Here is a 21,735-nt window from a genome sequence, read left to right as displayed (position 1 = left end):
GTTCATATTAGTCATTGTAACACGAATATACAAAATTTTTCGTATAAGCGTTTTATTAGAGAAACAAAAAAGAGAATGGTAAAATATAAGAAAATTCAATCAAGGAGGCTATTTGATGAATTCCAAGCTTTTTTCACCTTATACAATTAAGAACGTTACACTAAAAAATCGTATCGTTATGTCGCCTATGTGTATGTATTCATCGGGGAATGAGGATGGCAGCGTTACGAATTTTCATCTCATTCATTATGGAACTCGCGCTGCTGGCCAAGTAGGTTTAGTTATGGTTGAAGCAACTGCGGTGTTAGCTGAAGGACGAATTTCTAACAAAGACTTAGGTATTTGGGATGACAACCTAATTGAAGGCTTACATAAAACGACTACTTTTATACATGATAACGGCGCAAAAGCTGCCATTCAACTCGCTCACGCCGGAAGAAAAGCAGAATTAGAAACAGATGCGTTAGCTCCTTCAGCCATTCCATTTAATGAAACAATGAAAATGCCAATAGAAATGAGCAAACACCAAATTAAAAATACTGTATTAGCTTTTCAGCAAGCTGCAGTACGATCAAAACAAGCTGGATTTGATGTTATTGAAATACATGGCGCTCACGGTTACCTTATCAATGAATTCCTATCACCACTTACTAATAAACGGACGGATGAATACGGCGGCTCACCTGAAAACCGCTATCGTTTCTTACGCGAAATCATTGACTCGATAAATGAAGTTTGGAACGGACCGTTATTTGTCCGTATTTCAGCAAATGATTATCATCCTGAAGGGTTAACAGTTCAAGATTATGTTCAGTATACAAAATGGATGAAAGAACAAGGAGTAGATTTAATCGATTGTAGCTCTGGAGCTGTTGTCCCTGCACGTATCGATGTTTATCCTGGGTATCAAGTACAATATGCTAAACATATTAAAGAGCATGCTAACATTGCAACTGGTGCAGTTGGATTGATTACGACCGGAGTACAAGCAGAGCAAATTTTAAACAATAACGAAGCAGATTTAATTTTTATCGGACGTGAGTTACTTCGCAATCCTTACTTTCCACGAATAGCCGCCAATGAACTTGGCTTTGAGTTAGAAGAACCGTATCAATATGAGCGAGCGCCAGGGAAAATTCATACGAATAAATAAAACCGAGAAGTCATTCTTCTCGGTTTTATTTATTCTATCGTTGTAATTTCATTTGAATTATAAGTATGGATACCCGATTCTTCTCGCAGCGCGGTTATATACATCCCTTTCGCCACATCTTTAGCTGAAATTGGTTTATACTTTTTGAAAGCCCCTTTAAAGATAAAAGGAATAATACGAGATAACTTTTCAGCCATTTGTTCGCCGAAACGAAATTCTTGTCGATTTCCTACTAATAATGATGGTCTAAAAATGTGAATACCACCGATCACTAACTTTTGCAATTCTTCTTCCATTTTCCCTTTCACTTGTGAATAAAAGAAAAATGATTTAGGATTCGCTCCCATAGAAGACACGACAAGAAAATTTTGTACCCCTTGTTTTTCAGCTAAACAAGCAGCTCGTAACGTATATTCATAATCTACTTTTTTAAAATTTGCTTTTGTTTTTGCTTTTTTTATTGTTGTTCCTAAGCAACTAAAAACATCATCCACAGCAAAGAACTCTTTATATTCCTCTAATACCAAAAAATCAACTTGTTTCTGCTGTAACTTCTCATGTTGCAATTGCATTGGCTCTCTTACAAAAATAGTAACCGAATCGTAGTAATCTGATTCAAGTAATAGACGCGTTATCTCTTGTCCAACTAAACCACTTGCACCAAGTATTAACGCTGTTCGCTTATTCATATATGCATATACCTCTTATTTTACTTTTCTCTCCTTCAGTAAAATACAACCTTTAGGAGTTTCCTGCTCTTATTTTACCACAAGTAAAACACTATGCGTACGCATAGTGCTTTACTCACTCTTTTTTCTCATCTCTCTCTTGTAATTTCGTTATTGTTGTAGCGTCCCCTAAATTACTTATTAATCTTCTTAAAAAAATTAATACGAAAGATAATGGCAATACTACCGCTAATATTAATAAAATAGCTTCCATTAAGTAACCCAAGCGCTCATCCCCCTCTTTACCTCCTTTTCAATATATGAAAACAGCGTTGTCACATATGCATGCATTTGCAAAAATAATACACCTATATTTGACAAATTTATAACAAAAACAAATCGGAATGATTATTATTTATTGCAACTTTATTAAAGATGTATTATACTAAGTTCGCAAACTAAAACGTAATTATTCCGTTTTGTATTAAAATGATATTTTTCTTCTATAATTGGGGAAAATATATCCGTAAAAAAGAAAAGAGGAGAACTTCATGCCTAAAAGATTGACTATATTTTCATTCTTACTTATTTTTACCTTAATTTTCGCTGGCTGCTCAAATAAAAAAGAAAGTAATGCCAAGAAAGATGGAAAGCTAACAGTTTATACAACGATTTTCCCACTTGCTGATTTCGCAAAGAAAATTGGTGGCGACTATGTAAATGTTGAAGCAATTTACCCACCTGGTGCAGATTCACATACATTTGAACCAAGTCAAAAACAAACAGTACAAGTTGCAAAAGCCGATTTATTTGTTTATAACGGCGCTGAATTAGAACCATTTGCTGAAAAAATGGAAAAAACATTACAAAAAGAAAATGTTAAAATTGTAAATGCATCTAAAGGTATTGAGCTTCGTGCTTCTACTGAAGAAGAGCATCATGATCATGGAGATGGCCATAAAGAAGATGAACATCATCACGATAAAGACCCACATGTTTGGTTAGATCCTACTCTAGCAATGAAACAAGCAGAAAAAATTAAAAATGCACTTGTAGAATTACAACCTGAACATAAAAAAGAATTCGAAAAAAACTTTGCAGCACTTCAAACTAAATTTACTGATTTAGACGATGGATTTAAGGCAGCTGTAGCGAACGCAAAAACGAAAGAAATTTTAGTTTCTCATGCTGCCTATGGTTACTGGGAACAACGATACGGCCTAAAACAAATTCCTATCGCTGGAATTTCAGCTTCTGATGAACCATCTCAAAAGCAGCTTGCTGACATTACAAAAACAGTAAAAGAACATAATCTAAAATATATTTTATTCGAAACGTTCTCTACTCCAAAAGTAGCATCCGTAATTCAAAAAGAAACTGGTACAAAAGTTTTACGCTTAAATCACTTAGCTACTATTTCTGAAGATGATGCAAAAAATAATAAAGATTACTTCACTTTAATGGAAGAAAACGTAAATACATTGAAAGAAGCAACAAACTAATCCATTATATTTTCTAGGCAGCTGAATCTGTTATTCAGCTGCCTTTTTATGTATTTATCCTTGACTTGACCAAAATAACAAGTAAAATTATCCATATTAGCTTGAAAGCTATATTAATTTAGAAGGTGAGTTGGAATTATGAATCTTCACATTTGTGAAGTAACAGCAAAAAATTGGCGTTCAGTAGTTGCTTTAGACGTCGCAAAAGATCAGCAACAATTTATTGAAAGTAACGCGTTTTCTTTAGCAGAATCATTATATGAAGGAAACGGAACGTCAGTAGGTTTATATGATAGCGAAACACTTGTAGGATACGCAATGTATGGATGGTATTCAGTAAAACATAAAAGTGTATGGCTCGATCGCTTTATGATTGACCAACAATATCAAGGAAAAGGATACGCAAAACGTTTCCTTCGCTTACTTATTCAATTCTTACAAGAAAAATTTGAATGTAAAATAATTTACTTAAGTTTACATCCAGACAACAAACTTGCAATGGGACTGTATGAATCATTTGGTTTCCGCTTAAATGGGGATATTGATGATGAAGGTCCAGTTGTAGGTGTTGTAATGGAGTTACTAATAGACGAAAATACAAGCCTGTGAAAACAGGCTTTTTATTATACAGTCATCAATTTTTAGTTTCTTTCCCTTATTTAATTCTGTTTTGCAATCTAATAGAATACTCATAAAAAATAAGCCTACAATTTACGCAGACTTATTTCACACACTCCTCGAAATGTTCTTGGAACCACTCTTTATTAATATCTCTTCCGATAAAAACTACTTCACTTACTCGCTCTTCGCCCTCTTGCCACTCTCTATCGTACGAAGCAGCAAATAACGTATGTACACCTTGGAAAACGATACGTTTATCTACTCCGTCTATCGATAAAATTCCTTTGTAACGATATAAATATTCCCCTAGCTCTTGCACGACAGCTGACATCCACTCATTAAGCTTTTGTAAATCCAGCGGACGTTCTTCACGTAATACAAATGATTTCACACCTTCTAAGTGGTTATGTTCTTTATGAGGGTAAATTTGCAACGTATCTTTCGTTTTAAACGTTTGGATTTGTAATAAAGATGGTATATCTACCTCACAGTTAGTCGCCTCAATTAACTTTGCAGTCGGGTTAATTCCTTGAATTTCATGCAAGAGATTTTCTTTCTCATTCTCTTCAATTAAATCTAATTTATTTACTAAAACAACATCAGCAAACGCAATTTGCTCTTTTGCTTCTAATCCTTTTTCAAAATGTTTATGTATATGATAACTATCTACCACCGTTACAACACCGTTAATTTGGTAAGCAGATTGGATGACTGGATCTAAAAAGAATGTTTGAATAATCGGGCCTGGATTTGCAAGGCCAGTCGTTTCAATTACTAAACCATCAAAATCCATTTTCCCTTCTGCTTTTACGTCCAATAACTGTTTTAAAGCAACAAGTAAGTCTTCACGTACAGTACAGCATAAACAGCCATTTGTCATTTCCATAATTTCTTCTTCCACATTCATAATCAACTGATTATCAATGCCAATTTGCCCTATTTCATTTACAATCACCGCTAATTTCTTACCGTGATTTTCTGATAAAATACGATTTAATAATGTCGTTTTCCCCGATCCAAGAAAACCAGTTAATATTGTTACTGGAATCATTTCGTACATCTCCTTATAGCTATATGTTTCTACATTATAACATATAGAGAAAATCGTTTTTGTAGCAAAACATATTTATTGTCTGTACACCTAATTAACTATATAATAATATGTAGTAAGAAAGCCTTTTCAAAACATTATTATTCATCAAGGGGGTACTTATAATGGAGCGAGTTCAAATGGCTGAAACGCTAGAATTTTCTCGTATTATTCAAGGATTTTGGCGTTTAGCAGAATGGAATATGACAAAACAAGAATTACTTTCTTTCATTGAAGATTGTATGGATATGGGAATTACTACTTTTGATCACGCTGATATTTACGGCGCATATACGTGTGAAGGGTTATTTGGCGAAGCTTTACAATTAAAGCCTTCCTTACGAGAAAACATGCAAATTATTACAAAGTGTGGAATCGCTCCCCCATCACCGAAATTTCCAGAACGATATGTTGCTCACTACAATACTAGTACAGAGCATATTATGCAAAGTGTAGAAGCATCACTTAAAAATTTACATACAGATTATATTGACGTATTACTTATTCATCGTCCCGATCCTTTTATGGATCCAAATGAAGTGGCAAAAGCCTTTTCACAATTAAAACAAGAAGGAAAAGTTCGTCACTTCGGTGTATCTAACTTCTTACCTTCACAATTTAATATGTTAAATTCGTACTTAGATTTTCCACTTATTACGAACCAAATTGAAGTTTCTGCATTGCAGCTTGAGCATTTTGAAAAAGGAACAATTGACTTATGCCAAGAAAAACGAATCAATCCAATGATTTGGTCACCTCTTGCTGGTGGTGAGATCTTTACTGGTCAATCAGAACGTGCTGTACGTGTACGCGAAACTGTGCAAAAAGTTGCTACTGAGCTAGGTGTTTCTAATATCGATACGGTTATGTATGCTTGGTTACTTGCTCATCCAGCTAATATGATGCCAATCGTTGGCTCTGGTAAATTAGATCGCGTAAAAACTGCCGCTCTTGCTACAAAAGTTAACTTAGACCGTCAACAATGGTTTACAATTTTCGAAAGCTCTAATGGACATCCTGTACCATAATGCATAAAAAGAAGAGCTATTTTCTTACAGCTCTTCTTTTTCATATGTATTTCTAGTCATGGCAAATACACACATATCCCTTAATCCGTTTCCATCTACCGCAACACTCGCACTTTCTAACGTACCTTCTAACTTAAAACCTAATTTCTCAGGTATCGCTCTACTCTTCTTATTTAAAGAATCACAACGAATTTCTACACGGTTTGCTTTCAATTCAGAAAAAGCGTAATCCGTTATACCTTTCGCAGCCTCTACCATATAGCCTTTTCCGCTAAACCTTGTATCAATCCAATATCCGATTTCAAATTGAGGTATATCCCAATTAATACGATGCAATCCGGCTGAAGCAATAAATTCACCTGTTTCTTTCGAAAATACTAGTAATCTTAAATCCTCACGTTGCAAAAATTGAATATGTGATTTTCTAATACTTTCTTCTACTTCTTGCTCTGTTTGCTCTTTTTGTGCAAACACCATCCAAGGTTTTAGTTCTTCTATTGAAGCCTGAATTGCATCATATACAACTTTACCATCTCCTGGTTTCGGCATTCGAATAAAAAGCCTGTCAGTATAAAATTCAGAAGGAAAATCGAATAATAACAGATTCACTGTAAACACTCCCTATATTTCTTTTATATATAATAATATCCATCTCAAGTTATATAGTAAAGAATTTTCTGAATTGAAAACCTTTTACTCATTCACTTCCACCGCTACACGAATTCCAGATTCAATCGCACCTTGAATCCATCCGTGATATAGCGTTGTATGATCTCCAGCGAAGAATATTCTCCCCTCTGGTTTGACAATCGCTGGTTGCAACTCAGATTCTTGACCTGCTTGAAAAAGTGCAAATCCTCCAAGCGCATACGGATCCAATGTCCAGCTTTTTGATATTCCAGATATGAACTCATCATACACTTGACCACCTAATATTGTTGCTAAGTTGTGTAATGCGTAATAAATACGATCACCTTTTGATAAACCATCCCATAACAACGCGTCATAAGACCATGTATAGCTACCTAACATCATAGCCGGTCCTTTCTGCCCAATTCCATAACTTGGATAATAGGCATAACGAATTGGCAAATCTGTTATAATTCTGCCGCCTAATTGTCCTTGTTCTTCCCAAAATCGGCTTTTAAATTGAATTCCTATTTTCGTCGCAGGCATATAATGTAATTCACGAATTGCTTTCCATTTTTCATGAGATATAGAATCAAACGGATCTACTTCTACAAAACGCATTGTCGAAAACGGAATGGTAACAATAACTAAATCTCCTGTAATACTACTATATTCAAAAGTTTCCTCGTTCCGATAGAAAGCTGTCACACCATTATCGTGTTGATGTAGCTTCATTAATTTTTGATTATATATAATATTCTCTTCTAATTGCGGTAAAAATGACTTTGGCAATCTATCGTTCCCGCCCACAATTTCACAAAATCCGCTCTCCTCTTGCATAATGTATAGAAAGCGTAAAGTCTCTACAAACGATCGTTCCAAAAAACCTTCTAAATCTAATAGAACACCAATCATCTCAATTGTTACTGGCGAAAAGTAAGTATTATACTGATAAGGATGATACTTTAAAAATTGCCCCGTAGAGTATCTTCCAAAATCCTTTACTACAACGTCCCAATTTTTTTCTGGGTTCTTTTTTATAAAATTTATAATGGGCTGTACCGCTAACAATAATAATTCCTCTGACGTTTTTCCAACTTCATTCATTTCCACAGGATATCTTAGAATACTTGGATCTTTTTCATATTGTTTTAACGTCGTTTTCCGTCCATTTACGTATATAATATCCGTCTCATTCCTATTAATAAAAGGTCTCACCTGTAGCCCAAATTTTCTTATATATGTCATCGTTAATGTATGCGAATATGGAATCCTCATTGCTCCAACATCTAAATATAATCCGGTATCTTCCATTCTAACCGTTTCTATACGGCCACCTACCCGGTTATTTGCTTCAAAAATTTTCACATCATGTCCTGCAGCCTTTAATAAAGAGGCTGAAACTAACCCAGCCATACCAGCTCCCACTACAATAATCTGTTTTGGGCTTGTCGTCTTATTCAATCCTTTATCTATAACTTTTAACGCTTCATCCATTTCAGTGTTATACATTATATCTTTCTGCACAATTCCACCCCTTACTTCATCAAATGGACGTTAGTGGTTTAGTGCATTTTATTCATAAATCCCCATAAACATAACACCATTGCAATTTGAATATTCACTAAAAGTACATAAGAGACAGATTTCATATTTCTTTATGCCTCGTATAATATAACAACCGCAACGAAGGAGTGACTAAAAAATGAAACATACTTATGATTACCACGCTACAAAAAAGCATTTAGAATTAAAGAAACAAAACTTATGTAAAAAACTTAGCAATATGACACTATCTGAAAAAGAACGTGAACAACTAAAACGTGAAATTGACAACTATGAATATATTTTAAATCTAGTCGAAATGAATCATTATGAACGCGGATTTTCTCGTTAAAAGCGGAAATAAGATTATCCGCTTTTCATTTTGAGCATTTCACTACGCATTTTTCATAAGTAAATATATAATAGGATGTACATTAAGATTGAGAGGTATATTCTATGATCAAGTTAAGTGTATTAGACCAATCACCTATTTCAGATGGTAGCACAGCAGCCCAAGCTTTTTCACATACAGTTACGCTTGCACAAGAAGTTGAAAAACTCGGATTCACACGTTTTTGGGTATCCGAACATCATAATTCCGTAAGCTTAGCTGGTTCAAGTCCAGAAATACTTATTTCTCATATTGCCGCTAAAACGGACCGTATTAGAGTCGGTTCAGGTGGTGTTATGTTACCGCATTATAGCCCATATAAAGTTGCTGAGAATTTCCGTGTTCTAGAAGCATTGTATCCGAACCGCATCGATCTCGGTGTTGGTAGAGCTCCTGGTGGTATGCCAATAGCAACTCGCGCACTTCAAGAAGGGAAAATGGTCTCACTTGATCAATATCCAGAACAAATTGCAGACGTTGCAATGTACTTACATGATCAAGTACCAGAAAACCATCACTATGCAAACTTAAAAGCCACTCCAGTTATCCCAACGTCTCCTGAAATGTGGATGCTCGGTTCTAGCGGAGAGAGCGCTAAAATTGCTGCAAACAACGGAGCTTCTTTCGCATTTGCACAATTTATTAACGGCTTCGGAGGCCCTGAAGTTATGAGGGCTTACCAAGAACAATATCAGCCTTCATTTTTAGGAGATAAGCCTAATTCAATCGTTGCCATCTTTGTTATATGCGGAGAAACAAATGAAGAAGCGGAAAAAATTGCTTCTAGTTTAGATTTATCAATCTTATTATTAGAGCAAGGAAAACGAACTACTGGTACACCTTCTATTGAAACTGCTCAAAATTATTCATACAGCGCTTATGATTTATTCCGTATAAAAGAAAATCGTCAACGTATGATTGTTGGTGATCCGTCTTCTGTAAAAGAAAAAATAATAAACTTAAGCAAAGCATACAATACTGACGAATTTATGATTGTCACGATTACTCATCAATTTGAACATAAATTAAAGTCTTATCGCTTATTAGCAAATGCTTTTAATTTATAATTCTAAAAAGAGATGCATCACATATGATGCATCTCTTTTTCTTACTACTTATTGTTTTCATTTCCTATATATTCAATAGCTTCTTTTAATAGCTCTTCAAAGTTAATAGGATAATCATGATCTAAGTCAGGCACAACTTTATACTTATGTTCTATATTCTTCTCTCTTAATAGTTGTACAAATTGCTGCGTGGATTCGAAACAATCTTCATCTTGATCCCCGCATACTATATATCCTTTTATATGTTTATCCTGCAGCACTCTTAGCAACTCATCCCATTCTTCAATCTCGGGAAGCCATGGTGCCATAAAAACAAAACCATCAACCTCTATATCTTTTTGCAAAATCGTATATAAAGCTACTCTTGCCCCTGCAGAAAAACCACCAATGATTACATTTTCTACTGTATGGTTTTCTATAAACTTATTGTAATGCCCTTTTAATTCTTCTTTCCCTCTCTCTATATCATCCCAAACAAATCCATCTGAAAACTGAATTTGTGAAGACTGTGGTAAAGCTAACGTGTAATCTTGTGTCAAAACTGATTTCCAATATGGCTCTACTATTTGAATATTTTCTTGGTCACCGTGCAATGTAAGTAGTAGATTTCCTTCTTTCTTGCTGTATATATATTTCACATCTGGTCTTTCCTTTTTATGTGCTAATTCTTCTCTTTCTTTACATAATTGCACCATTGTATGAAATTCTTCAAATTTATGTAGTGATTTTAAATCTTCGTCGGAAATTAAATACTCATTTCCATACCAGAATCCCTTTTCTATAATGGCCTCTCTCATTAAATGTAATGCTTCTTTTTCAAGTCCCGATGCACTTGCGAGTGCATACTTAAAATTATATATTTGCGCCTCATTCCCTATTACACCTGTAGCGTTTTCCATTATATAATTGTACGCTTCAAAACTTCCTTTATTTGCATAACAACGTAACGTTTCATTTAATAATTGAATGTAAGTCATGCTATTTTTCATGTACCAATTCCCCCGAAACCTTTTATAATATTTTTTGCGAATCTTTATACCACTTTGTATAACCCACGCTAACAATACCTTATTCTCAAAATGATGCTTAATAGTTACTCTTCCCTGTCCAATACATTTAGTATAAATAATAATAGACTGAAAAATCAATATTTTAACAAACAAAAAAAGACAACAATATATGTATTGTTGTTTTCATTACATCTACCCGCTCTTTTGTTTTTTTCTATCTGGTTTACTTGAAACTAAATAATGTTTTTCTGAAATATATAAGTCTCTTTTTAAGCTACGATTTAAGTAAGGTCCTAGCTTCATTCCGCATATGAGGCGATCTTCGCTACCTTCAACAATTGGGAACATTTCTTTTTCTGTTACGTATTGGTCTACTGCTTTTTGTACGACATCAATTTCTTTCACTAGGCTTAAATTTTCTGCTGTATGTTCAAATACCTCAAGCGTTTCCTTCGTTATGAGAAAATCATTTGTTGGAAATGCAGGTAAATACGGTTTTAACAAATCATAATTTACTGTATAATCTTCATTTACTAATACTGTATAAACGATATTAGCATTCGTTTCTAAAAACTGAGCCATCGCTTGTTCTAATTCATCTTTCGTAATTTCCCGCTCTTCTTTTCCAGTTCTGAAAAAGCGAAACATCGCATCGCCTCCTTTTTACTATATTATAGCATAAAAGAAAACTGAAAAATCATAAAAAAACCCATTGAAATAATTTTTCAATGGGTTTCTATTATATTTATCGTTATTTTAAGAATGCACTTAGCATCCATACATGCTGTTCTAATGTTGTATGAATTGCTAACAGCATGTCAGCTGATGTTTCATCACCAGCTTCACCTGCAACTTCCATACCTTCTTTTAATTCTTGAATAAGTGCAGAATAATCATTCACTAATGTTTGCACCATTTCTTCTGCAGATTCTTTGCTTGTCCCTTCGCTGACACTAGATGTTGCGAGATATTCTTTCATTGTCGCTAATGGTTTACCTTCTAAAGCTAAAATACGTTCTGCTAACTCATCAATATACGTTCCAGCCTCATTATAAAACTCTTCAAATTTCTCATGTAATGTAAAGAAGTGTGGCCCTGTCACATACCAGTGATAATTATGTAGTTTAACATATAACACATTCCAGTTTGCTACCTGCTTGTTTAATACTTCAACAACATTTGTTTTCGTACTCATACAATCACTCCTCTTATCATTTTGTAATGTTTATCTTTTAATAACCTAATTACATTTTACCATACATTCCCTTTCCTTTCGAACAATTGGCTTATATGTAACAAAGTTTTAACACCTTTAATGCTTCCCTAATATCATTAAATTCATGTATTTTTTCAAACACTTCATACGTCTAATTGTCCAAGCTCATACATATGCATAATAGTACATCAAGCTCATCATAGTAGAAAGAGGGATAACATGGACAATCAACAATGGCAAGTAGCAAAGAAAGTAGCCGCTACTTATATCGGAACTGTCGTTGGAGCTGGATTTGCTACTGGACGAGAAATTGTTGAATTTTTCACAGTGAATGGATTATACGGGACAATTGGCATATGTGTAAGTGGATTTTTTTTTATTTGGCTTGGCACAAAGATGATGTTACTTTCATCACAAATCGGGGCATTTTCAGCGCAAGAATTTAACAAATATTTATTTGGGGATGTATTTGGGAATGTTGTAAACACATTATTATTACTCGTTTTATTCGGCGTAACGAGCGTTATGTTATCAGGGGCTGGTGCAGTATTTGAAGAGCAACTTCGCTTACCAAGACAACTCGGTATTCTTATTACAGTTATCGCTTGTCTTATTATAAGTAGCCGCGGATTACAAGGTGTTTTTGAAGTAAATACACTTGTCGTACCTATTATGATGATTTTTATTATCGGACTTGCTATTACAACCTTTTTTCACGGTACACCTTCCATTAATAACACTATTCCTGCAGAGAACTGGAATATGAAATGGATTACTAGCCCTATTACATATGTCGCCTTAAATCTTTCTCTCGCCCAAAGTGTTCTCGTCCCATTAGCCAGTGAAGTAAAGGACCGAAAAGCTATTTTTTGGGGTGGGATTTTAGGTGGTGCTGGACTTTCTTTAATTTTATTATGCAGCCATTTAGCAATCTTATCAGTCGATCAATTTTACCAATATAACATCCCAATGGCTGAAGTCATAAGAAGATTTAATGCAACTTTTCACTTCTTTTTCGTTCTCATTATTTTCGGTGAAGTTTTCACAACTTTAGTTGGTAATGTGTTCGGAATGACAAAACAGATGCAATCTATTACTGGGTGGAAAAATAACAATATTATTTTCTTCATTTTACTAATTAGTTATTGCTTTAGCTACATCGGTTACAGTGACTTACTTCACATTCTATATCCTATCATCGGATGGGTAAGTATTGTTATACTGCCAATCATTGCGTTTAAACAACTTCAAAAAACATAAAAAAGCATCCATGTTATTGGATGCTTTTTTATGCTCATTCACAATCATCACATACTTCCCAGTACGGTCCCATTTCTAATGCTAAATATGGCTTTAACTGCAACCGAATCATTCGACTAGGCATGCGCTCTAAAACAAATTGAATACCTTCTTCATCTTCGTCTAATTCAACTTTTGAAATCGCAATTCTTTGCATAGTCGTAATGGGAATTCCATCTTTATATAAAGTGATTTTCACCTCATCGTATTCATTAAAATATAATTCGACACTCATTTGATTTTTCAGTATTTCATCAACAATTTTAAATGTATTATTTTGTTCTTGGATTATATATTTCCATCCGCCTCTATCTTCTTTCGGAGCTGTTTGAAATAATGTCTCCAAATCCTCGTATAGCATAAGATAACCCCTCTCTTACTAAAAAACGATGAGTATTTTATATACCCTTTATCTCTATCACTATCCATAGCTATTGTACCATATATCAACGTTCTTACCGTATTCATTTGCTTCATACATACTTATAAAATAACTAATTCTATCTCCATTATTATGTATATTACCTCATTACTCCATACACTCTTACAAGTTCAAATAACGACAGACTTTAATCCATGCAAATATTGTCTACTCTCTGCTTTTATTAGCTCACAGCATTCACACTTTTATATATAGTAAGACTACCACAAATAAAAAAGGAGAGTGACTTATACCACTCCCCTCAAAAGACCTTCCCTATAGCTGCTAAAACTAATACGATTATTAAAATTGCAAATAATAATGAGACAATGAAACTAAAAATAGGTAACGCTTTCTTTTCATTCTTCTTAAATAGTAACTTTAAACTAAGAAAAATATTTACTGGTACAAATATAAAATAAAAATATTTAACAATTTGCACCGAGCTATTCGAAAGTGTTTTTAATATAAACACTTCAATTAGAAAAACAATAAAAAATGAAATACTTAGCCAAAATGAGACGTAACTAAGCCAAGAATGTCTTTTTGTCCCCCAATACACTCCCATAATACTCTCCTTTTATTTGTATTCTATACGTTAATAATTATACACAAAGCTAACAAATACCTCTATTTTTCGACAAACATTATGCAAAATACCATTTTAAACGTCATAAAGGAAGTTTACATCTCCATTTGATTTTACACAATAAAACAGACTACCCTCTATTGGCATAATGCTACTAGGGGATAGTCTGTTCTCTATTAGACTTTAAATCTGTCAATTAGTCCTTGCAACTCTTCAGCCATTTGAGATAACGTGCCTGCTGCAGATCCAATTTCCTCCATCGAAGCTAGCTGTTCTTCAGCTGAAGCCGCAACATTTTGTGTGCTTGTCGCATTATTTTGTGCTGTCATTGCAATTTGTCCTACCGAAATAGATACTTCATTTGCCCCTTTTGACATTCCATTAGCCGTTTCAACCATCGTCTTAATTTGATTAGCTATTTCATTTGTAGATTGTAAGATTTCAGCAAAGTTTTGCTTCGTTTCATTTGCGATAACAAGTCCAGATTGAACTTCCTCATTTACATGATTCATAGATTTGACTGTCTTACCCATATCATCTTGTATTTCACATATTAATTTACTAATTTCACTAGAAGATACGCTAGACTGCTCTGCCAATTTACGCACTTCATCTGCAACAATTGCGAAACCTCTTCCATGCTCACCGGCTCTTGCGGCTTCAATCGCCGCATTTAGAGCTAGAAGGTTTGTTTGATCTGCAATATTTTGAATTACTTCTAAAATATCACCAATTTGTTTTGATTTATTATTTAGTAATTGTATAACTGCATCTGATTGTGAAACCGATTCTGCAATAGACTGCATCTGGTTTACTGTTCTTCCTACTAGTTTCCCACCATCTTCTGCTTTTTCACGAGTATGTGCAGAAGCCGTATTAATAGATGATGAACTATTTGCTACATGTTGAATTCCTTCCGTTACATCAAACAGTAACATAGCGCCATTTTCTACGCTTGTTGTTTGCGTCGTTGCCCCACTTGATATTTCATCCATTGCGATTGTGATTTGCTCAGTCGCTTCACTTGCTTGCCTTACACTTGCAGTTAACTCTTCTGATGCCGCTGCAACATGCCCAGCTGAATCGTTAATTCTTCCAATTAACGTCCGTAACGAATTCGTCATCTCATTAAAACCTTTAGCAAGTTGGCCGATTTCATCATTAGAATGAATTTCAATTGTTTGCGTTAAATCCCCTTCGCTTATTTCTTTAGAGGTAACAACTAATCTCTTTAAAGGCTTCGTAATTGAAAGTGTTACAAAATAAATAAGTGCCCCGCCTACTACTAATGAGATAAGCATAACAATTAACATATTATAAAATACAGGTTGAGCAGCTTCAATTACTTCACTTGAGTACATCGTCCCACCAATTTTCCAACCTGTTTTTACATTTGTAGCAAATACCATATTCTTTTCACTACCGCCATAAGAATATGAAAAAGCACCGTGATTATCTTCATAAATTTTCTTTGCCCAAGAATCAGCCGCTTTTTCCCCTGATTTTTCTTGTGGATGAGCAATTATTTTTTGCTTTCCATCTAAAATGAAGGCATATCCTTTTTTACCAATATTAATTAACTTTGATGTTTTTAATAAATTATCTAAACTTAAATCTAGCGCAACAACTCCATTTTTATCTTCTGTTTGTTTTGCGATTGTTACGACAATATGTCCATTTCCTTTTGCCTTATATGGCTCAGTAACAACAATACCACCTTGTTTTGCAACCGCATCTTTATACCAAGAACGCTCTGTTGGATCATAGTCTGCTGCCATTTGTATATTTGGTTCTTGTACAAATTTTTTATCATTTCCGGCAACATATACTTGTTCAATATCTTTATTTAAATTTATATATTGAGATAACATTTTTCTTAATTCATCCTGATTATCTCCTTGATACATATTCCCCTGAATCACCCGTGCAAAATTATTCACATCATTAAATTTTGCATCAATCATTTGATTGATTAAATTATCCAGTATTTTTATATTGTCGTTGGCACTACTCTTAATTTGCGATTCAAAATTCTTTTTGGCTGTTTGATAAGACATGCCTCCGATAATAGACACAGCCGCAATTAAAATTACAAAGAATGAAATTAATAGCTTTTTTGCTACTTTCATATCACGAAACAAATTTAATAGTTTACCCATTATGAACCTCCTAATTTTCAAATTTAAAAGTTAAATTGAGTTAATTATGAATATTTCCCAATCCCTAATTATTATTTTCATAACCTATTATGATGAATACTTTGTAAAGTTTAAACAATTAACTTCCCTTTGTCTATATATATAAATAATATTATTATAAAATTTACAAATAGAAAAAACCAAAGGGTGCCCCTTTGGTTTTTACATTTTTTTATGTTGTTTAGAAAGCTTTTTCCACTTATCACGCTCTGCTCTGGCAAGGATTGCATCTTGTTTTCTTATAAAATACGCCAGTTCTCTTTGTAATTTTTTATAGCTTTTCAAACGATTTATCGTAATAAGTCCGTTTTCAATTGCACTATACACCGCGCACCCTGGTTCATTCTCATGCTTACAATCACGGAAACGGCATGTTGTCGCAAGTTCTTCAATATCAGAGAATGTTGTTTGAATCGCTTCGCTTCCTTCCCAAAGTTGCAATTCCCTCATACCGGGAGTATCAATTACGAGAGCGCCACTTGGCAATTGGAATAACTCTCGATGCGTTGTCGTATGCCTTCCCCTACTATCCTCCTCACGTATATCTCCCGTTTTTGCTACCTCAATTCCTATTAGCGCATTTAACAAAGTTGACTTTCCTACCCCTGATGACCCAACTAAAGCAATTGTTTTCCCTGAAGAAACGAATTGTTTCAACGAATCAATACCTGTATGCTCTAAACTATCAACAACAAAAATAGGAACACCAATTGCTATAGCTTCCGTTTCTACAATTTTTTGTTCTATATCATTACATATACTACTCTTTGTTAAAACAATAACTGGCATAGCGCCACTTTCATACGCTAATAATAAATAACGTTCCATCCTTCTAACATTAAAATCATGATTAAGTGCATTCACTAAAAATAAATAATCTACATTTGCTGCTATAATCTGTTCTTCTGTTCTTGTTCCAGCCTCTTGTCTTGAGAAAGAGCTTCTTCGCTGGAAAATACGATGAATAATCGCTTTCTTTTCATCTTCTATTTTCTTTATATACACCCAATCACCAACTGCTGGATAATCGCCTTTCGTAACTGCTTCATGCCGAAACTTCCCAGACAGTTCTGCCATATACTCACCATCATTACAAATAATTCGATATATATGCTTATGCTCGAGTAAAATTCGTCCTACTTCAAAGTTCTCAACAGCTTGTTCCTCAAAAAAAGAATCCCAGCCGAACGATTCTAAAATATTTTGATTCAAATTGATATCCTCCCTAGTGTAAGCTAAGCGGAAGGATCGTGCGCTCACTTATATAGTCTCGCCCTTTCCATCCACCTTTGTATTTGGTTTATTATTCATATAAGTTATTTTCGCCATAATACATCACCCCGTTCTTCTTTTAATTACTCTCATTATATGGAATTCTCCTATAAAAAGCTACATTATTTAACGTAATTTTCAAACAACTTTCTTTTGAGCATTCTAATTTGTCCTCGGTGACTAATTTCATCTTCTAGCACATGATACCAAAGATAGTGCTGGTTATATATTACACCGTTAGGCCACTTTCTTTCTGACATGAGCCACTCATCACTTTGTTCACTTAAATACTTCAGAGATTCTTCTCGAACACTTTGTAGAAGTTGTACATAATACTGTATTTCATGACCACGGATCGCTCTACCTGCTTCCCCTAAATACAGTGCATCTTCCCATATTTCTAATTCTTCTTTTGTAAAGTCACGATTTTGAAATGAAATAAGCTGATGAACTTTTTCAATAGCTGCTATATGCTTTAATAAGGCGCCAATTGAATTTCCGCTGCTCTGCATAATTAAATCTAATTGCTCAACTAATAAATTTTTTACTTCGCCTAATGTTACAGCCCTCGTATGCTCCAGCATGCTTACTAATTCCCCTATAGTTTTTGTATAACCATCTACACTTCTTATTCGATAACCTATCTTCATATCACGCACCCCTTTCTGCATTCATATTATTGTAAAAATGATTCATATAATAGACTGAAACCTTTCGAAATTTTCTGTTATAATTAAATTGAATACAAAATATACCCAAACAAACTTTCTCAATATGCTTATATGAAATATTAAAAGGAATCAATATAAAATAATCGAATCTTATTCACTAAAAGGAGTGGATTCGATGGAAATGTATCAATGGCTAACCGCTGTTCTCGTTGGTGGCATTACCGGCTTCGTTTCCCATCTAATCAATAACCAAGGTAAGTTATTGCTTCCACGCCGTTTGAAAACATTTTTTCATTTTGGATTTTTAACTGACATTTTTACTGGTAGCCTAGCCGCACTTCTTGGGCTCGTTTTATTCGATGTCACCGCAATAAAAGAAATTATAAAAGTATCCATTGTAACTGCTATTTCCGGTCAAACTTTCTTACTACATCAAGCTCTTGGTGGCGAACAGGCTAAAAATACGCAAATTGGGAAAGCTGATGAGAAGATTCAAGAAATTGACAAATTATTGCGACGTTAGTGTATACTTTCTTTTAAAATTATTGTTATAATGAGAAATAAATATTTTCTATTGCGTCGTTTGTCAGGAGAAAGGGTGTTTCGTATGACAAAAAAGAAAATAGAAGATTTCTTAACAAACTCCGAAAAAGAGGAACTGCTAGAAAACTATAAATGTTTACGAGAAGCCCGCACAAAAAGCGAAGCTAACTATTTTGGTGAAGCAGTAAACCATCTATTAAATAAAGCAAAACAACGAATTATTAAAGATGCAGGTATACATGATGAAAATGCTGCAACTGTTCAATCAAAGAGAAAAGCACTGTTTTAGCTACATTAGCTAAAACAGTGCTTTTTATTTAGAATTTTTTTCTTTCCATGCTATATTCTCTCTGCCTTTATCTTTCCATTTTTACAGTTTCAAAAGTCATCTAGACCTAAAGATCAACCTAATAATATTAGCCCACGCAAACCATTTTAATAATAGATAAAATAATTGAACTAGTAATGCTACAAACTAAATAAGTTTATTAAATCGCTTCTTTTAAATCTGAATGCGGATTTGGTCCGTATTGATTGTCATTTTCTTCACTTTCAATGATAAAAAATACAAGTAAAACAACGCTACCAAACGGTACAAAATTTAATAGTTGCCACCATCCCGTTTTCCCAATATCATGTAATCGTCGTGCACCAACCGAAAAACTTGGTATAATCATTACTAACATAAATAGCAACGCAATAATAGCAACTAACACCTCTGAAAATGATGATAAAAATAACAGTAGCCAAAAAATTACGATATTGGATAAACTAAAAATCCAGTACTCTTTTCGCGTAGCTCTACCACTAAAATTCCCATAATTCTTTAGAGCTTTCAAATACCATTGCATTTAAACCTCTCCCTTTTATCCCCAATAAAATTAAAATATGTAATTATTAACAGATAAGTAGAAATATAACACAACATTTATGTAAAATCCATATCCCCATCTAAATTGCCCCCTATTTAAATAGTTTTTTCCTTCGGCATTTTTCACATTACTTTCACATCTATTTCACAAATATAAGTAGTCCGATATGCTAAACTAAGTATATCCTTTTCCAAGGAACTATATGCCGATATATAAATCCCTATCTTTATAGGGATTTTTATTTTTTGATTCCTCATAACTTTGTTACAATACATTTCTTCTACTATTTCTATACTTTTAGTAACTACTTTAATTAAAAGCACATTCATGTATTCACACTCTTATTAATTCTGATTTGCGAAATATTTATACAAGCTTTATGATGCAATTCCTGTTTCACTACTTTCAGTAAGTTTTTCACTTTTTCTAAACAAAAATAAAGCTCCTATATATAGTAAAGTAGTAAAACTACCTATAAGTATAAAATTGTGAGATACTGCAAATAACATTCCTGCTATTGCCGCACCAATCATTTGACCAATATACATAGAAGCATTTGCAAGCGCGGCTCCTGTTCCTCTTGCTACACTAGATATGTTTTGTAAGTGCCTCATCATTAATACAAACAAAATTCCTGTCACAAAAAATAAAACAAAGAAAAAGTATTCAACAAAAATAAGACTCTTTAAATAGGGAAGTATTATATACGACAGAACCATACTAAAAAAACATTTCATATGAATATGAAATGTTTTTTTAGTATTCTCTATTCTTTTAATAAATCTAATAATCCATTACCTTCGGATGTACGTTCATACCCTAAAGGTACAGTTCTTTTAATAAGTTGTGCATATATTTCCGGCTCTGATAACTTTCGACCGTATTCTTGCTCACACTGTTTAATGAGCAAGGCAAGCGCTCCAGCAACATGCGGCGTCGCCATGGAAGTTCCACTTAACACTGCATATTTCCCATCTGGATACGTAGATAATATTTCATCACCTGGCGCTACTAGATCAATTTCTTGATTTGAATTACTAAAACATGTGATTTTCCGTTCTAAATTGACAGCGCCGACTTCAATTACTTCCGAGTAAGCACCTGGGTAATCTAGTTCCTCTGTATTATCATTACAATCTCCATTATTCCCAGCAGCACATACGACGAGAACATCCTGCTTTACCGCATTTTGAATTGCTTCATGTAATTCTGGAACATCTTGCGGACCACCAAGTGACATTGAAATAATTCTCACTTTCTCTTGATTCGGCCCTCTCCAATTTACAGCATAATGAATTGCCTCAATAATTTGCTCGTAACTTCCAGAACCATCTCCCGCTAAAACTTTTAATACTAACATTTTAGCAAGTGGTGCAACTCCTAATACACCGACACCATTTTCAGTTGCTGCAATCGTCCCCGCGACATGAGTACCATGTCCGTTATTATCAAGATACACATTTGGATCAGCTTCATAATCTTTTGTGAAATTTCTTCCCCCGATAATACGATCTTTTAAATCTATATGATTAGTATCACACCCTGTATCTAATACGGCAACGACTACATCTTGCCCCTTCACACTCTTTCCCCATACTTGCGGAGCGTGAATCAGTTGTACACCTGGTGGAATTTCATTTACTTGTTCTACAACCTTATTTACGGTAAATGGAATCAATTGTATACCTTTTTGTTTATTCACTGTACTACTCATCGTAATCCCTCCTGAAAATGTATTATTTTCATTTCAGACCACTTTTGAATACGTGTAAATGTAACATTCGTTTTATTCTTTTTGTTTTCCTTCTTTTCAAATATTTCTCAACATCATTTACTAACTCTATACTACTTTTGTATTTCCCCTATGATTTATAGGAAATAACAGCCTGGGTCATTCAACTAATAACCAAAATAAAAGGACCAATTAATGGTCCTCTTACAGTCTTTTA

General features: G+C 34.0%; 25 protein-coding genes and 2 pseudogenes. 9 read left to right on the top strand and 18 right to left on the bottom strand.

Translation table 11 applies throughout. The annotated features are described in order from the left end of the window. Positions 1 to 115 precede the first annotated feature (115 nt). On the top strand, positions 116 to 1,153 hold the full coding sequence (gene namA / locus ACTL4X_RS09930) for an NADPH dehydrogenase NamA (RefSeq protein WP_001086181.1): 1,038 nt from the start codon (positions 116 to 118) through the stop codon (positions 1,151 to 1,153). A 29-nt stretch (positions 1,154 to 1,182) separates the two neighbouring features. Here namA and ACTL4X_RS09925 read toward each other — a convergent pair whose 3' ends face one another. After that, complete coding sequence (locus tag ACTL4X_RS09925) at positions 1,183 to 1,842, bottom strand: oxidoreductase (RefSeq protein WP_001042733.1); 660 nt, start codon at positions 1,840 to 1,842, stop codon at positions 1,183 to 1,185. 115 nt (positions 1,843 to 1,957) lie between these two features. Beyond that, complete coding sequence (locus tag ACTL4X_RS09920) at positions 1,958 to 2,107, bottom strand: hypothetical protein (RefSeq protein ID WP_000540932.1); 150 nt, start codon at positions 2,105 to 2,107, stop codon at positions 1,958 to 1,960. A 265-nt stretch (positions 2,108 to 2,372) separates the two neighbouring features. Here ACTL4X_RS09920 and ACTL4X_RS09915 point away from each other — a divergent pair, with 265 nt between their 5' ends. Together ACTL4X_RS09915 and ACTL4X_RS09910 are read left to right on the top strand one after the other, a co-directional pair. Next, complete coding sequence (locus tag ACTL4X_RS09915; protein WP_001126148.1) at positions 2,373 to 3,323, top strand: metal ABC transporter substrate-binding protein; 951 nt, start codon at positions 2,373 to 2,375, stop codon at positions 3,321 to 3,323. A 138-nt stretch (positions 3,324 to 3,461) separates the two neighbouring features. Next, positions 3,462 to 3,932: a GNAT family N-acetyltransferase gene (locus ACTL4X_RS09910; protein WP_001048682.1), complete on the top strand. Its 471-nt coding sequence runs from the start codon at positions 3,462 to 3,464 to the stop codon at positions 3,930 to 3,932. 112 nt (positions 3,933 to 4,044) lie between these two features. Here ACTL4X_RS09910 and ACTL4X_RS09905 read toward each other — a convergent pair whose 3' ends face one another. Then, a complete protein-coding gene (locus ACTL4X_RS09905) occupies positions 4,045 to 4,995 on the bottom strand; it encodes a CobW family GTP-binding protein (protein ID WP_000613422.1) in 951 nt (316 codons plus the stop codon). Positions 4,996 to 5,159: 164 nt separating this feature from the next. On the opposite strand from ACTL4X_RS09905, the gene ACTL4X_RS09900 reads away from it, so the two are divergent. Further along, on the top strand, positions 5,160 to 6,062 hold the full coding sequence (locus tag ACTL4X_RS09900) for an aldo/keto reductase (protein WP_000442783.1): 903 nt from the start codon (positions 5,160 to 5,162) through the stop codon (positions 6,060 to 6,062). 24 nt (positions 6,063 to 6,086) lie between these two features. On the opposite strand, the gene ACTL4X_RS09895 is transcribed toward ACTL4X_RS09900, so the two are convergent. Beyond that, complete coding sequence (locus ACTL4X_RS09895; protein WP_001050716.1) at positions 6,087 to 6,671, bottom strand: GNAT family N-acetyltransferase; 585 nt, start codon at positions 6,669 to 6,671, stop codon at positions 6,087 to 6,089. Between the two features lie 84 nt (positions 6,672 to 6,755). Next, a complete protein-coding gene (locus ACTL4X_RS09890; protein WP_001168130.1) occupies positions 6,756 to 8,219 on the bottom strand; it encodes a flavin monoamine oxidase family protein in 1,464 nt (487 codons plus the stop codon). A 178-nt stretch (positions 8,220 to 8,397) separates the two neighbouring features. On the opposite strand from ACTL4X_RS09890, the gene ACTL4X_RS09885 reads away from it, so the two are divergent. Next, complete coding sequence (locus ACTL4X_RS09885) at positions 8,398 to 8,589, top strand: DUF3896 domain-containing protein (RefSeq protein WP_000683368.1); 192 nt, start codon at positions 8,398 to 8,400, stop codon at positions 8,587 to 8,589. 104 nt (positions 8,590 to 8,693) lie between these two features. Next, positions 8,694 to 9,695, top strand: coding sequence for an LLM class flavin-dependent oxidoreductase (locus ACTL4X_RS09880; protein WP_000594045.1), 1,002 nt, complete (start codon positions 8,694 to 8,696; stop codon positions 9,693 to 9,695). A gap of 44 nt (positions 9,696 to 9,739) precedes the next feature. Here ACTL4X_RS09880 and ACTL4X_RS09875 read toward each other — a convergent pair whose 3' ends face one another. From ACTL4X_RS09875 to ACTL4X_RS09865, 3 genes are all read right to left on the bottom strand, one after another. After that, on the bottom strand, positions 9,740 to 10,684 hold the full coding sequence (locus ACTL4X_RS09875; protein WP_000798317.1) for an alpha/beta hydrolase: 945 nt from the start codon (positions 10,682 to 10,684) through the stop codon (positions 9,740 to 9,742). Between the two features lie 213 nt (positions 10,685 to 10,897). After that, the gene (locus ACTL4X_RS09870) at positions 10,898 to 11,353 is read right to left on the bottom strand and encodes a DUF3939 domain-containing protein (RefSeq protein ID WP_000488210.1); all 456 of its coding nucleotides are present in this window, start codon (positions 11,351 to 11,353) and stop codon (positions 10,898 to 10,900) included. A gap of 103 nt (positions 11,354 to 11,456) precedes the next feature. Then, positions 11,457 to 11,900 (bottom strand): Dps family protein, encoded by a 444-nt coding sequence (locus ACTL4X_RS09865; RefSeq protein ID WP_000105199.1) that lies wholly within the window; start codon positions 11,898 to 11,900, stop codon positions 11,457 to 11,459. 240 nt (positions 11,901 to 12,140) lie between these two features. Here ACTL4X_RS09865 and ACTL4X_RS09860 point away from each other — a divergent pair, with 240 nt between their 5' ends. After that, on the top strand, positions 12,141 to 13,181 hold the full coding sequence (locus ACTL4X_RS09860) for a YkvI family membrane protein (RefSeq protein WP_000370204.1): 1,041 nt from the start codon (positions 12,141 to 12,143) through the stop codon (positions 13,179 to 13,181). Positions 13,182 to 13,215: 34 nt separating this feature from the next. Here the strand turns inward: ACTL4X_RS09860 and ACTL4X_RS09855 are convergent, their stop codons facing one another. From ACTL4X_RS09855 to ACTL4X_RS09830, 6 genes and pseudogenes are all read right to left on the bottom strand, one after another. Further along, complete coding sequence (locus ACTL4X_RS09855) at positions 13,216 to 13,581, bottom strand: DUF3979 family protein (protein WP_000965068.1); 366 nt, start codon at positions 13,579 to 13,581, stop codon at positions 13,216 to 13,218. Between the two features lie 322 nt (positions 13,582 to 13,903). After that, positions 13,904 to 14,209, bottom strand: coding sequence for a hypothetical protein (locus ACTL4X_RS09850; RefSeq protein ID WP_000539569.1), 306 nt, complete (start codon positions 14,207 to 14,209; stop codon positions 13,904 to 13,906). Positions 14,210 to 14,406: 197 nt separating this feature from the next. Next, a complete protein-coding gene (locus ACTL4X_RS09845; protein ID WP_406741423.1) occupies positions 14,407 to 15,225 on the bottom strand; it encodes a methyl-accepting chemotaxis protein in 819 nt (272 codons plus the stop codon). Positions 15,226 to 15,348: 123 nt separating this feature from the next. Then, a pseudogene (locus ACTL4X_RS09840) lies at positions 15,349 to 16,287 on the bottom strand (HAMP domain-containing protein); the annotation flags it as partial. 303 nt (positions 16,288 to 16,590) lie between these two features. After that, on the bottom strand, positions 16,591 to 17,640 hold the full coding sequence (rsgA, locus tag ACTL4X_RS09835) for a ribosome small subunit-dependent GTPase A (RefSeq protein ID WP_001073051.1): 1,050 nt from the start codon (positions 17,638 to 17,640) through the stop codon (positions 16,591 to 16,593). A 182-nt stretch (positions 17,641 to 17,822) separates the two neighbouring features. Then, positions 17,823 to 18,350, bottom strand: a complete 528-nt coding sequence (locus ACTL4X_RS09830) for a DinB family protein (RefSeq protein WP_000690662.1) — start codon at positions 18,348 to 18,350, stop codon at positions 17,823 to 17,825. A gap of 196 nt (positions 18,351 to 18,546) precedes the next feature. On the opposite strand from ACTL4X_RS09830, the gene ACTL4X_RS09825 reads away from it, so the two are divergent. Continuing rightward, positions 18,547 to 18,894, top strand: a complete 348-nt coding sequence (locus ACTL4X_RS09825) for a DUF4257 domain-containing protein (RefSeq protein WP_000426317.1) — start codon at positions 18,547 to 18,549, stop codon at positions 18,892 to 18,894. 84 nt (positions 18,895 to 18,978) lie between these two features. Further along, positions 18,979 to 19,203: a hypothetical protein gene (locus tag ACTL4X_RS09820; protein ID WP_000162602.1), complete on the top strand. Its 225-nt coding sequence runs from the start codon at positions 18,979 to 18,981 to the stop codon at positions 19,201 to 19,203. Positions 19,204 to 19,402: 199 nt separating this feature from the next. On the opposite strand, the gene ACTL4X_RS09815 is transcribed toward ACTL4X_RS09820, so the two are convergent. From ACTL4X_RS09815 to ACTL4X_RS09800, 4 genes and pseudogenes are all read right to left on the bottom strand, one after another. Next, positions 19,403 to 19,765, bottom strand: coding sequence for a DUF805 domain-containing protein (locus ACTL4X_RS09815; protein WP_001198796.1), 363 nt, complete (start codon positions 19,763 to 19,765; stop codon positions 19,403 to 19,405). 143 nt (positions 19,766 to 19,908) lie between these two features. Beyond that, positions 19,909 to 20,115 (bottom strand): hypothetical protein, encoded by a 207-nt coding sequence (locus tag ACTL4X_RS09810; RefSeq protein ID WP_001101741.1) that lies wholly within the window; start codon positions 20,113 to 20,115, stop codon positions 19,909 to 19,911. 48 nt (positions 20,116 to 20,163) lie between these two features. Next, positions 20,164 to 20,511, bottom strand: a pseudogene (locus ACTL4X_RS09805) (MFS transporter); the annotation flags it as partial. Between the two features lie 41 nt (positions 20,512 to 20,552). Further along, positions 20,553 to 21,500, bottom strand: a complete 948-nt coding sequence (locus ACTL4X_RS09800) for a serine protease (RefSeq protein WP_000099762.1) — start codon at positions 21,498 to 21,500, stop codon at positions 20,553 to 20,555. Between the last annotated feature and the right edge of the window lie 235 nt (positions 21,501 to 21,735).

Origin of the sequence: Bacillus sp. RE35, from assembly GCF_052146655.1 — a bacterium.
Taxonomy (GTDB): Bacteria; Bacillota; Bacilli; order Bacillales; family Bacillaceae_G; genus Bacillus_A; species Bacillus_A cereus.
Note: the sequence above shows the minus strand (reverse complement) of the source record. Positions and strands in the feature narration are given on the sequence as shown.